Source organism: Meiothermus sp. CFH 77666, from assembly GCF_017497985.1.
In the GTDB taxonomy this organism is placed as follows: domain Bacteria; phylum Deinococcota; class Deinococci; order Deinococcales; family Thermaceae; genus Meiothermus.
The window spans coordinates 282,846-295,657 of record NZ_JAGDFV010000001.1 but is presented as its reverse complement, the minus strand read 5'-3'; the positions used below and the strand labels follow the sequence as shown (position 1 = coordinate 295,657).

10 protein-coding genes are annotated in these 12,812 nt (G+C 59.5%); 7 read left to right on the top strand and 3 right to left on the bottom strand.

Annotated elements, in window-relative coordinates; all coding sequences use genetic code 11:
* Positions 1-247: 247 nt before the first annotated feature.
* The gene (pheA, locus tag J3L12_RS01330; protein ID WP_208013227.1) at positions 248-1,090 is read right to left on the bottom strand and encodes a prephenate dehydratase; all 843 of its coding nucleotides are present in this window, start codon (positions 1,088-1,090) and stop codon (positions 248-250) included.
* A 90-nt stretch (positions 1,091-1,180) separates the two neighbouring features.
* On the opposite strand from pheA, the gene J3L12_RS01325 reads away from it, so the two are divergent.
* From J3L12_RS01325 to J3L12_RS01300, 6 genes are all read left to right on the top strand, one after another.
* Positions 1,181-2,203 carry a peptidoglycan bridge formation glycyltransferase FemA/FemB family protein gene (locus tag J3L12_RS01325; RefSeq protein ID WP_208013226.1) on the top strand — a complete coding sequence of 341 codons (1,023 nt, stop codon included), beginning with the start codon at positions 1,181-1,183 and terminating at the stop codon, positions 2,201-2,203.
* A 166-nt stretch (positions 2,204-2,369) separates the two neighbouring features.
* The gene (locus J3L12_RS01320) at positions 2,370-2,939 is read left to right on the top strand and encodes a hypothetical protein (protein WP_208013225.1); all 570 of its coding nucleotides are present in this window, start codon (positions 2,370-2,372) and stop codon (positions 2,937-2,939) included.
* Positions 2,936-3,850 (top strand): LptA/OstA family protein, encoded by a 915-nt coding sequence (locus J3L12_RS01315; protein WP_208013224.1) that lies wholly within the window; start codon positions 2,936-2,938, stop codon positions 3,848-3,850. Before J3L12_RS01320 ends, J3L12_RS01315 begins: the two co-directional genes overlap by 4 nt.
* Positions 3,851-3,858: 8 nt before the next feature.
* A complete protein-coding gene (locus J3L12_RS01310) occupies positions 3,859-4,848 on the top strand; it encodes a DUF5666 domain-containing protein (RefSeq protein WP_208013223.1) in 990 nt (329 codons plus the stop codon).
* A gap of 177 nt (positions 4,849-5,025) precedes the next feature.
* Complete coding sequence (locus J3L12_RS01305; protein ID WP_208013222.1) at positions 5,026-6,834, top strand: VWA domain-containing protein; 1,809 nt, start codon at positions 5,026-5,028, stop codon at positions 6,832-6,834.
* Positions 6,835-6,934: 100 nt separating this feature from the next.
* Positions 6,935-7,591 carry a hypothetical protein gene (locus J3L12_RS01300; RefSeq protein WP_208013221.1) on the top strand — a complete coding sequence of 219 codons (657 nt, stop codon included), beginning with the start codon at positions 6,935-6,937 and terminating at the stop codon, positions 7,589-7,591.
* 232 nt (positions 7,592-7,823) lie between these two features.
* Here J3L12_RS01300 and J3L12_RS01295 read toward each other — a convergent pair whose 3' ends face one another.
* Complete coding sequence (locus J3L12_RS01295) at positions 7,824-9,368, bottom strand: ABC transporter ATP-binding protein (protein ID WP_208013220.1); 1,545 nt, start codon at positions 9,366-9,368, stop codon at positions 7,824-7,826.
* Positions 9,369-9,476: 108 nt separating this feature from the next.
* Positions 9,477-10,610, bottom strand: a complete 1,134-nt coding sequence (locus J3L12_RS01290; RefSeq protein ID WP_208013219.1) for a BMP family ABC transporter substrate-binding protein — start codon at positions 10,608-10,610, stop codon at positions 9,477-9,479.
* A gap of 196 nt (positions 10,611-10,806) precedes the next feature.
* Here J3L12_RS01290 and ligA point away from each other — a divergent pair, with 196 nt between their 5' ends.
* The gene (gene ligA / locus J3L12_RS01285; protein WP_208013218.1) at positions 10,807-12,801 is read left to right on the top strand and encodes an NAD-dependent DNA ligase LigA; all 1,995 of its coding nucleotides are present in this window, start codon (positions 10,807-10,809) and stop codon (positions 12,799-12,801) included.
* Positions 12,802-12,812: the final 11 nt, after the last annotated feature.

Below are 12,812 nucleotides of genomic sequence, written 5' to 3'. Positions count from 1 at the left end.
GATGCACGCAGTGCAACGAGGAATCTGGCTCTGCAAAGGAACAGTGATTACAGTGGACTGAAGCACATCAGATTCCTATCTTCGCTTCGCTACGTTCGGAATGAACCCATAAATTTACTTACCAGACCACTAAGTGCGCCTGCGATGGAAATATCATGCATCTCAACGGAAGTGCGAATTCTGTTTGCAACGGCCGGCCTCGTGAATCACCCTTTCCCTACCCATAACGTTTCTATCGTGGAAATACTTAACTCTCTTTGAGCAGGCCCCAACTGGTCACTGCGGGATACGAGCCCAACACTTTGACAAACGAAGCCCGACGCAACAGGGTCAGCAAAGCCTGAGACGGGCCGGGGTCTTCGGCGTGGCCCTCGAAATCGGCGTAGAAGATGGGGGAAAAGGGACGGTCGGGGTCGCGGCGGGGACGGGACTCGAGCTTGGTCAGGTTAATGCCCTGGTCGGCAAAAGCCTGCAAAGCGGCGAGCAGTTCGCCGGGCCGGTGGCGGGTGGTAAAGACTACCGAGGTTTTGTAGGGGCCTTCCCGGCGGGGTAAATCTTCCCGCGAGAGCACAAAGAAGCGGGTGTAATTGCCAATAAAGTCCTGAATGCCCTCGGCCAGGATGCAGAGGCCATAGCGCTCGGCGGCGCGGCGGCTGGCAATGGCGGCCAGGCCGGGCTGGGGGTGTTCGGCTAGTTCGCGGGCGGCGCCGGCGGTGTCGTAGACGGGCTCGGCCTCGAGTTTGTAGCGGGCAATAAAGCCATCGCACTGGGCCAGGCCCTGCGGATGGCTCTTAACCTTGCGGATGTCCTCCAAACGGGTTCCGGGCGGGGCCAGCAAGCAGTGCTCGACCTTCAGCACGATCTCACCCACCACGTGCAGGTCGGTTTCCAGGAGCAGGTCGTAGGTCTGATTGATAATTCCGGCGGTGGTGTTTTCCACCGGAACCACGCCCATATCCACCTCGTGGTTGGTCACCGCAGAAAACACCTGATGAAAGGTGGGAAGCCCAATGGTTTGTGCACCTGGAAAGGCTTTGAGCGAGGCTTCTTCGCTGTAGGCTCCCTCGGTTCCCTGAAAGGCAATTCGCATCACGCAGCCCAGTATAAGTTTTCCTGGTTTTACCAGATAGCCTAGCATCCTTTCGGGCAGTCCATCCCGGATACGGCATAATGGTACAGCGTGTTGAGATTAGAGCCCATTACCGAGGCGGCGCTTTGGAATCAACTGGTTTCATCCCTGCCTATTAGCAGTGCCTTGCAGTCGTGGGGCTGGGGGGAGGTCAAAAAGCTCTCCGGGTGGCAGCCGGAGCGGGTCGCAATCTTCGACGGCGACGAGCTGATTGCGGCTGCACAACTTTTCCGCCGCAGTTTTGTGGGGCCTGTCTCCATGCTGTACGCTTCGCGGGGCCCCGCACTGCGCGACATTCGGGATTTGCCCAGGGTAGTAGAGGTGCTCAAACAGCGGGCCGGAGGTGCGGTCTACCTGAAACTCGAGCCCGAGACCGGCCAGCCCGCCGCGCAACCCGCCCCGGAATTTCCCCAGATGCGCATAGAAGAGACCATTCAGCCCGAATACACCATCTGGCTTGACCTGACCCTGGGGCGCGACGGACTGCTGGCCAACATGGAAAATATGCACCGCCGGAATACCCGGCTCGCCGAGAAGCGCGTTGTGACCACCATCGAAGGCATGGAAGCTTTTGAAGAGTTCTGGCAGCTTTTCGAGGAGACCAACCGGCGGGCCCGGCTTTTGCAGCACGCCAAAGCCTATTACCAAACCGTTCTCAATGAGATGAATCAACCCCTGGGCCAGGCCTTCATCTCCATCTCGCGTCTGGAGGGTAAGGCGCTGGCCGCAGGTCTGTTTGTGGCTTTCGCGGGCAAGGTGGACTACCTTTATGGTGGCAGCAGCCGCGAGAACTCCAATGCCAAAGCACCCAATGGCATGCACTGGGGCGCCATCAACTGGGGTATCGAGAACGGCTACCGCATCTACGATCTGTGGGGTGTGCCCCGCCAGAGCGAGGGCAGCCATGCTGCAGGCATAGACGCATTCAAGGAAGGCTTTGGTGGTAACCGGGTGCGCTTTCCCGCTTACGATGTCAGCCTCTCACCGCTTTACAGCGCAATCAAAAAAGCCCTGCGGCTTCGCAAGAACTGGGTCAACTACCGCACTCGGGGCACTACGCGGGATGTGCTGTGAGCAGCGCTGTGTTAGAAAACTGCGAAAAGAACCTTGTGTCTCGGGGGAAAACGCTATTCTGGGTACAGATGCAGCATAGCGGCTGCTCATCTAACGTTCAATCTGTGCCAACGGTCTTTAGCCCTCTGTTCACGCTTCTTAGCGATCTTGCTTCTACCCTCTAGCCGTGGTTCGACCTGCGCTCATCGCTCTAGTTGTGATAGGGGTACTCTCGCTTTTTCTGGTGAGCCGCCCTGTTCCAACGCCTGCTGCCCCCAACCGAGGGGTGAAACTCGAGAATGTCCGCCTGACCCTTTACCCCGAACAAGACCCCAAGGCCCGCTGGGAGTTTGCCGCCATGCAGGTCGAGCAAGACCCTGGCACCCGCGAGGCCAGGGTAACCGGTTTGCAGTCGGGGCAGCGCTTTGTAGAAAACCGCCTGGATATGCGGCTTTCTGCCCCAGAAGTGACCATTGACCGAGCCGATAACCTGCGGCTGCCCTACGCCAGGGTGGAGATCCTGAAGGGGTGCTACACCGTCAATCTGGGTAAACCTGGCGAGATGCCGGTCACGATAGACCAGCGCGAGGGTTTTCGTGCGCCCAGCGTATTCATCACCGCGCCCAGCCTGGAGGTGCAGGGCAAAGACTTCAAAAGCGATTTTGGTATCGAAAACCCCAGTTGGCGCGACCCTATCGAAAAGTTCATCTCCGGCGGGGAGCAGCCGCCCTGCCCTATCGAAGGTGGTAGTTCATGAAACGCGTTGGTTTGATTCTTTTTCTACTGACTTTGGTAGTCCTGGCCCAAAGCAAGGAACAGCGCATCATCACCATTGAGGCCCCTGGCGGGCAGCGCTCGGGTAACCTGCGCAATGGCCCCTGGGTTTACGAGGCCGGCAGGCCGGGTGGGGTGATTGGGAAAGTCAAAGACTTAGAAATCAACGCTACTCGCGCTACCTTAGAGGCTCCACAGGGCAAAACCATGCAGGAGGCCGAAGGGGAGCGGGTAGCCTCCTTCGATGGCAACGTGGTGGTCAAGCGCGACCGCATGACCGCGAGCGGCCCCAGGCTGGTCTACCGTGAGTCCAACGGACGCGGCACCCTGGACGGCAACGCCCGGATGCGCCAGGAACCCCGCGACAAAAACAGCGACCCGGTCGAAGTTACCGCCCCACGCATGACCTTCGAGGTAGACACCAACATCTCCACCAGCGAAGGCGGCGTGACCCTCAAGAATGGTCGCCAGGAAGGGCGCTCGGACGCGGTGTACTACGAAGAGGACCAGGGTCTGGCGGTTTTTACCGATGCCAAAGAAGTGGTGCTGGTTCGCAAGCGGGAGGGCAAGGGCGACCTGGTCATTCGCGCCAGGGAGATTCGCAGCCTGACCGATGAGAAGCGCCTGCTGGCCACCGGCGGCGTCACCTTGGTAGATGGCGACATTACCACCACCGGAGCCAGCCTGATCTACAACGACAACACCGGCGAGGCCACCATAGTGGCGGGCCGGGTCGGTAACCAGAACGTGCCGGCCCGCAGCGTCAACGTCAAGGAGCGGGCTACCCTTTCAGGCAACTCGCTCTTGCACAACGTTAACCGCTCCCAGGTGCGGGTGCTGGCCCAGGCACCCAAGCTCCCGGTGAACGACTTCCGCAAGCTGAGCGAGCAATAATAAGCCCTATGCGCTGGCTTTTGCTGGTTTCGGGGTTGTTGCTGGTGGCCCTGGCCCAGCAAGACCCCGAGCCTTCCTTTCAGACCACGGCTGAAATTGAGCGGCGCGGCAAGAAGATTGTGGTGGTTAAGACCGGGCCCGATAACCCCCCGGCCATCATCGAGCTGCGCGACCTGTATGGGGGGGTCATTACCGGGCTGGATCCCGAAAAGAAAACCCTTCGTTTGGGGGAGCAGGTGTTCACTACGGATAACCTGACCCGTTTCTGGCAGGAAGGTAAAGTGGCGCAGTTTACCGACCTGAAGGTGGGGCAGCAGGTGCGCCTCGAGGCCGCCGAGCAAAACGACGGCAGTCTGAAGGCCTTTGATATCCGGATAGGGGGCAGGCCTGAGGGATCTTCCCTGACCCGCTCGCTCTTTGCCGACCCACCCCCCTTCCGAGTACAGATTACTTTTGGTGAGGATGCCCGGGCCTTTGGTGCGATTGCTCGGGTGGAGCAGGTTCGTGAGGTTAACGACTATGTATTCATGACCGGCGGCACCGCCAGATACATCGAAGAAGAGGATCGCCTCGAGCTCGACCTCAAACCTGCCCCCAGGGCGGTGGAGGTTCAGCAGGGCAGGAGCAAGGCCTGGGGCAGCCGCCTCGACTACGACAACCAGAGCGGCGACGCTCGAGTGGCCGGGCCCATCGAGCTCGAGCGCGCCGGCGACAAGCCCCTTCAGGGTAGCGCGCAGCGCATGATTTACAACGTAGACGACGAGATTCTTCGCCTTTTTGGTGGAATCAAGCTGGTGCAGGATGGGCGCACCTCCACCGCCGAAAGTGCGGTGGTGCGCGAGAAAGACCGGGTGGCCTATCTGTATGGTTCCAAAGACAGGCCGGTGCGAAGCCAGAACAAAGACGGATTTGTAGAGGGAACCAGGGTGCTCTACAACCTCGATACTAGCGATGTAGTGGTGCTGGAAGGTGTCAAAGGCGAGTTTCAAGACCCTTGAGGGTTGAGATGCGGGTTTATTTGCTTCTGGCCTGATTCAGGTTGCTTCAGGCGCTCGATGCCTGGGCTTGCGACCCGTGACCTGTGATAGTGCCTTAGCAAAGCTTACAGATAGCTTTCCGGTGCGGCATTGTATTCAGAACCATCCTTCTGCCCAAACTGCACTACACTGGTAGATGTGCGAAACCTGGTGCAAGTTCTGGTGGCGATAGGCTTCATTGGTGCGCTAGCCTTTTTCTTTTTGTTTTACCCTACCCAGACCGTGGAAGTCCTGATCTGGACTTCGGGCGAGAAGCAGAATGTGCTCAAACCAGCCCTCGAGGAGTTCAACAAACAGGGTAAAACCGTACTGATTGGTTCCCGGCGATACACCGTGCAGGCCAAAAGCGTCACGGTCAACTCGGGTGAGATGTATACCCACCTGGTGCGCAAACTCAACCAGGGGGTGGCCTTCCCGGAGCGCACCGGTGGCGAGCCCACGGTGGTCTCGCCCTCGACCTCGGACTGGCTGGCCCAGGTGAACCTCGACACCCGCCGCCAGGTTTTCGACTTTGCTGCAATGCCCCCCATCGTGCGTACCCCAGTGGTGATTTTCACTTTCCGCGAGATGGCGGAGTGCCTGGGCTGGCCGGCCAAACCCATCGGCTGGTCAGACATCATCGCCCTGAAAGAAAGCCCACAGGGCTGGGCTGCTTGCCCTACGGCCAAAGCGGAGTGGGGACGCAAGCCCAGGGTGGCCTTTACCGACCCGGCAGTGAGCTCTACTGCTCGTTCGACCTTGCAGCTTTTGTACCAGGCAGCCGCCGGCCGCTCGGGTTCAAACCTGACTGTGGAGGATGTGCGGGCGGCCAAGACCCAGAACTATGTACGGCGCTTTCAGGCCACGGTAGACCACTATTACCCCGAAACCCTCAAACTCCAGACCAAAATTTTCCAGGGGCCGCGCTTCGTGCATTTTGCCCCGCTGGAGGAGTACAACCTGCCCTGGCTCTACCAGGGAAGGGTCAATGCCGAAAGTGTGCCGGGTGGCCAGGTTGTGCAGCGGCCCATCACCGAGGCGGGCTACGAGGTGGTGGCGCTCTACCCAAAAGAGGGTACGGTCTGGCACGACAATCCCTTTGCCATTCCCAACGCCGACTGGGTCACGCCACAACAGCGGGCTGCAGCCCAGGTGGTTAAGGAGTACCTGCTGAGCGAACCGGTGCAGAGGCAGTTTATGGCCTGGGGCTTTCGTCCGGGAACCAACCTGCCCTTTGCCGATGTGCTGGGTGCTGCCCTGGGTATCAACCCCAACGAGCCTAAAAAGTTGCTCGGAAGGCTGAATCCCGAGGTGGCAAGGGCCATCCAAAATAGCTGGGAGGACGTTAAGAAACCTGGTGTGGCCGTTCTGGTGATAGATACGTCAGGCTCGATGTCGGGCGAGCGCATTCAACAGGCCAAGGAAGGGGCCAAACGCTTTTTAGATCGAGCGGCGCCGGGCACCCACGTAGGGCTGGTCACCTTTGCCAGCAGTGTGCAGGTGCGGGTTCCGATTGGCCCCCTGAGCAAGACCCGGTTTGCCATTGTGGAGGCCATTGATTCCCTCACGGCCAGGGGCAACACCGCCATGTACGAGGCCATCAAACGGGGTCTGGAACTGGCCGACAGTTACGAAGGGGTCTCGAGGGAGGCCATCCGGGGGGTGGTGTTGCTATCCGATGGAGTTGCTAATGCTGGTTCTGTGGGTATTTCCGGGCTGCTCAAGCTGACCGACCGGCAGGAGCGGGAGGTGCGGCTCGAGTTCCCCGAGAGCGCCCAACTGCGAAACATCGTGGCCTCGGGTCTGGCCTTTACCCCTCAGAACACCGTGCACGTCTTTAGCGTTGGCATCGGCGAAGCGGACTGGGAAGCCTTGCGCCTGGTGGCCGAGGGGACGGGCGGGGTGGTGGTACGTAGCGACGAAAATGGTCTGGGGCCGGTGCTCGAGCGTTTTTCCAAGTATTTCTGAAAAATTAGCTGAGCCATCCGGTGTTAGGAATGCTTTGTCCTGGACAAAACAGTAGCCTGGATGAGCGGCTACTCCGTAGCTGATTTGCTAGGCTGTACCTATGCTTTGGCGAGTGTTGCGTGCAGGGCGTCGGCCTCCGGCAATCTGGATTCTGCTGCTGGGCCTGGGGGTGGTGGCTGCCCTGCTGTTTGTGCAGAGCCTCGAGCCCTACCGCACGGCCTGGCCGGTGCCCCTGTTCATTACCCTGCTGGCCTGGCTGGCCATGAGCGCGACCCAGCTCGAGCGCCGTCTGGCCCCCGCCATAGAGGACGACCCCCTGATGAAGAAAGCCCTGGAGCGCCGCAACGCACTGGCCCGGGAGATTGATCTGCTCGAGGCTCCCAGTTTCCGACGCCAGGTAGAAGATGTTTTACAGCAGGTAGACCAGGACATTCTGCCCGAGTTTGAACGTCGTCTGGCCCGTTACCGCGCCCTCGAGGCCTCACTGGCCGACCAGCGCAAAGGCCGGGGGCCCCTGGTGGGGGCCAGCCCCGCCACCCTCAAGAACCTGCAACAGCTCAGCGCTGCTCAACAAGAAGCCCTGCAAGGGCTGCTCACGAAGCTCTCCGATATGGTCGCCAACCTGATGGGTCTCTCACACAGCACCGAGGATCCCGAAACCCTGCGCCGTGCTCGTGCGCTGGCCGAGGATATGGCAACCTACTGGGAAGCCAGCGCCGAGGTTTTCAAGGATAACGGCCCCACTCCGCATTCCTGATTGCACAAAGCCTGATCCGAATGAACGCTCTTGTTCTCCCGCTCAGGGGGAAGCCAAGCGGCTCATACCCCCTTTTGCCTGAACACTTTCTGTAGGGGCATTGCGTAGGAAAGGGTTGGCAGGGAGCATGGGGTAGGGGATAGGGGTTGGAAACCCACTACGTATCTTGGGGTGACAGAAAGTTGGTTGTACGCCTGCAGTTGGTATCAGATGGACTTTGTATGAAACGCGGCTAGTCTGTAATGCCCGCCATCAAGAGCCCCAGCTTTTCCTCACTGGCCTCGCTGGCTTTGAGTTCGCCCATGATGCGGCCCTCAAACATCACCAGAATGCGGTCAGCCAGCGAGCGTACCTCGTTGAGGTCGGCGGAGACCAGCAGCACGGCCATGCCTGCGTCCCGGGCCTTGACGATATTTTCGTGGATGAACTCAATGGCTCCGATGTCCACCCCGCGGGTAGGCTGGGCGGCCACCAGCACCCTGGGCTTGCGGCTCAACTCGCGCCCTACAATGATTTTTTGGGCATTACCCCCCGAATAGCGCCGGGCTGCCAGCTCGGTGCTGCGTGGGCGCACATCGAACTGCTCCACAATCTCACGGGCTCTGGCCTCGATCTGGTCGGCATCAATGAAGCCCAGAAAGCCTGCGTTGGGCTTGCGGTAATGGTCTCCTAGAATCAGGTTCTCGCGGGTGGTAAAGTCCAGCACCAGGCCCCGGGCGTTGCGGTCTTCGGGGATGTGGGATACTCCCCACTCACGCACAACCCGGGCGTTTGGCCGGAGGGTCTGCCCTTCGTACTGAATAGTGCCTTCATAAGGCCGTAAGCCTGTGATGGCCTCCACCAGCTCGGTCTGGCCATTGCCCTCCACGCCTGCAATGCCTACAATCTCGCCCGCCCGTACCTCGAACGACACCCCATTCAGGCGGTGCTTTTTGTCTTTGCCGGGGATGGTCAGGTTGGAAACTTTCAGTACCACCTCGCGGGGCCTGGCTTCGGTTTTATCCACCGACAAAATCACCTCGCGCCCCACCATCATGCGGGCCAGCTGGGCTACGTTGGTCTCGGTGGTGTTGACCGTACCCACGACCTTGCCATCCCGAATGACGGTTACGCGGTGGGAGAGCTTGATGACCTCGGCCAGCTTGTGGCTTATGAAAATAACGGCGTTACCCTGGTTCACGTAGCGGCGCAGGAAGTCAAAAAGCTCGTCGGCTTCCTGCGGTGTCAGCACTGCTGTGGGTTCGTCCAGAATCAGGATTTTAGCCTTACGGTAAAGGGCTTTAAGGATTTCAACCCTTTGTTGCAAGCCCACCGGCAGTTCTTCTACAGGGGTATCGAGGGGCAGGTCGAACTCGAGTTCCTTCATCAGAGCCTCGACCTCGGCCCGGGCCTGGGCCAGGTTGAGCTGCGCCCCTTGCGTGGGCTCCGAGCCCAGAATCACATTTTCCAGCACCGTAAACGGATCTACCAGCATGAAGTGCTGATGCACCATGCCAATTCCCTGGGCAATGGCGTCGCCGGGTTCGCTAATCTGCACTTTTTGCCCGTTGACCCAGATCTCACCCTGGTCGGGCTTGACCAGGCCGTAGACAATTTTCATCAGGGTGGATTTTCCCGCCCCGTTTTCCCCTACCACCGCCAGTACCTCGCCCCAGCGCACATCCAGGGAGATATGGTCGTTCGCCAGCACCAAAGGATAGCGTTTGGTGATGTCTTTGAGCTCGAGGGCCACCGCACCCTTTTCGTGCGAGCCGGGGGGGGAAGCGAGATTGTTCATGTGCCTAATCATACAGGCAAGGCTTGCCCGGACGCACAGTCGAAAGCTAAAGGCCGGGTGCAAAAAAACGCTCAGGGAGAACCCCTGAGCGTTGCACTATGAAGACACCTAGCGTTTGTCAGGCACCTTAAGGGCACCGGAGATGATCTGGCTGCGCAACACGGCCAGGCGATTAATGACCGCTTGCGGAATCAGGGCGCGGTTGTAGTCATCCAGCGCATAACCCACGCCGTTGTTGTTCAGACCAAACTCGCGCACGCCACCCTTGAAGGTATTGTCCTTGACAGACTTGATCACATCATAGGTGGCCACATCCACCCGCTTAAGCATGGAGGTGAGCACGTGGTTGAGGGTGCGGGGGTTGTTGTCGGTATCACCCAAGTAGTTCTGGTTGGCATCTACACCCACCATGAACAGCGGACGGGTGGTGGCGGCAGGGCAGGACTGGTTGTAGGCAGCGTAGCGCGGAACGTTTGAACCGTTGTTGGAGATGAAGCGCACGCCGGAAGGGAGATCGGCTTGCTTCAAGCAGCGCTGCTGCTTCACAAAGTCCAGCACGCCCAGGCCCGAAGCACCCGCAGCGGCATAGATGATGTCCGCACCTTGCTTGGCCTGAGCGTTTGCAATTTCCTTGGCCTTGCCGGGGTCGTTCCAGGCGGCAGGGGTGTTGCCCACGTAGTTGATGAGCACCCGGGGGTTGGCAATGTTGCGCTCGCGCATACCTGCAATGGCCCCGGCGCGATAGCCCTGCTCGAACTTGTGAATGAGGGGGATGTCCATGCCACCCACAAAGCCGACCACGCCCGTGTTGGTGGTGCGGCCTGCGATGTAGCCCACCAGGTAGCTACCTTCGTGCTCACGGAAGACCAGTCCAACTGCGTTGTCGCACTTGCCTTCGCAGGGCACCGAGTCAATTACGGCGAACTTGATGTTTTTGAATTCTTGAGCGTTACGGGTAATGGAAGGTTCGTTGGCAAAGCCGACCCCCACGATCAGGTCGAAGCCTTCCTCGGCGAAACGGCGGATGCCCTGACCCACCTGGCCAGGGTCGCCGGGCTCGAAGTCAAAGACCTTGACCCCCAGCTCTTTGGCGGCCCGCTGGGCGCCCTCGAAGGTGGATTGGTTGAAGCTACGGTCGTTTTTACCACCTGCGTCGAAAGCCATGCCGACGCGAATATCCTGGGATAGTCCCAGACCCAACGCGGCGGCAACGGCAGCACCGAACACTACGAGTTTCTTCATGCGATTCGCCTCCGTTTACTTGTGAATCACACAAGTTTTTAACTGGCTATTAGCCTCCGGCATTATAGAGCAGAACCCATGAGGCATGAAAGGGGCTTGACAAAAGAACCTAGCGTGCCTTAGGGCGATTTGTGAGCGTGGGCAAGCCTACTGCGAAGCTACACAATCTTCTTGAACAAAATGATACCATCGTGTTATGTCTACGCCTAAGCAGCGAATTGCCGAGCTACGAGAGCAAATCCGTTACCACAACTACCGATACTTTGTACTCGACGACCCGGAGATTTCCGATGCCGAATATGACCGCCTGTTACGTGAACTGAAAGAACTCGAGGAAGCGCATCCAGAGCTGGTAACCCCAGACTCGCCTACCCAGACCGTGGGGAGCTTGCTCTACGAGACCACCTTTGAAGCCGTGCCCCACCCCACCCGAATGTACTCCTTGGGGAACGCTTTTGGCCCTGAGGACATCCAGGACTTTGAGGCCAGCATCAACCGCGCCCTGGGCAGCGCAGAACCCCGAGAATATGTTTTGGAGTACAAGATTGACGGTCTTTCGGTTAATCTAATCTACCGCAATGGCCTGCTGCGGCGGGGTCTGACCCGTGGCGATGGCGCAGTAGGAGAGGACATTACCCCAAACCTACTCACCATTGCCGACATCCCTCGAGAGCTGCCTGAACCCTTGAGCCTCGAGGTTCGGGGTGAAATCTACTTACCCATTCAAGCCTTCCTGGATTTGAACGCCAGACTGGAAGAGGAGGGTGCAGCCCCTTTCAAGAACCCCCGCAACGCTGCGGCGGGCAGCCTGCGTCAAAAAGACCCCCGGGTCAGCGCTAGCCGGGGCTTGCGGGGTTTGTTTTATGGGGTGGGAAGGCCCGAGACCTTTGGGGTGGCCACCCAGCGGGATTTGCTGGAAAAACTTGGCCAACTCGGCTTTTCGGTGGAGCCTCACTACCGGGTGGTGCGGGGGGTGGAGGGGGTTCAGGAGGGGTATCGGGCCATGCTGGCCCAGCGCCGCAAGCTGCCTTTTGAAGCCGACGGGGTGACGGTCAAACTCAATAACCTGGCGCTCTGGTCGGAACTCGGCTATACCGCCAAAACCCCCCGCTTTGCCATTGCCTACAAGTTCCCTGCCGAGGAGAAGCCCACACGGGTGGTGAATGTGGTTTTTCAGGTAGGGCGCACGGGGCGGGTCACGCCGGTAGCGGAACTCGAGCCCATCTCGCTGGATGGCTCCACCGTTAGCCGGGTTACGCTTCACAACGAAAGCTTTGTGCAGGAGCTGGGCCTGCGGATTGGCGACACGGTGCTTGTGCACAAGTCCGGCGGGGTGATTCCCGAGGTGCTCCGGGTCATCACCGAAGCGCCCAGGGGCCATACACCTGTGGAATGGCCCCGCCACTGTCCGGAGTGCCAGAGCGAGCTAGTGCTGTCCGGCAAGATTCACCTGTGCCCCAACCCCTTATGCCCGGCCAAGGCCTTTGAGTCTATCCGCCACTTTGCGAGCCGCCGGGCCATGGACATCCAGGGCCTGGGGGAAAAGCTTATCGAGCAGCTGCTGGGGGCTGGCCTGGTCAGGGATGCTGCCGACCTGTATCGGCTTCGCAAGGAGGACTTAACTGCCCTCGAGCGCATGGCGGAGAAAAGCGCCCAGAACCTGCTGAATCAGATTGAGAGCAGCAAAAGCCGGGGCCTCGAGCGGCTGTTATTTGCCCTGGGCATCCCGCAGGTGGGCGAGGCTACCGCCAGGGCCCTGGCCAGGCGCTTTGGCCATCTGGACAAAATCCTCTCCGCCACCGTAGAGGAGCTCGACGCCGTGCCGGACATTGCCGAGGTCACCGCCCAGGCTATCCACAATGCCCTTGCCAAACCCGAGATGCGTCGTTTTATTGAGCGCCTGCGGGCCGCCGGGGTTAGTTTTGAGGCCAGAGAGAGGCAAAAAAGCAACGCCCTTGAGGGGCTGACCTTTGTGCTTACCGGAGAACTGTCTCGCCCCCGGGATGAGGTGGCGCGCGAACTGGAGGCCCTTGGCGCCAAAGTGTCCGGCTCGGTCAGCAAGAAAACCAGCTATGTGGTAGCGGGGCCGGGTGCGGGCTCAAAACGTGCCAAAGCCCAAGAGTTGGGGATTCCCATACTGGATGAGAGTGGTCTGGCCGCGTTGCTCCAGGAAAAAACCCTGATGGATTAGCACCTGAGCCG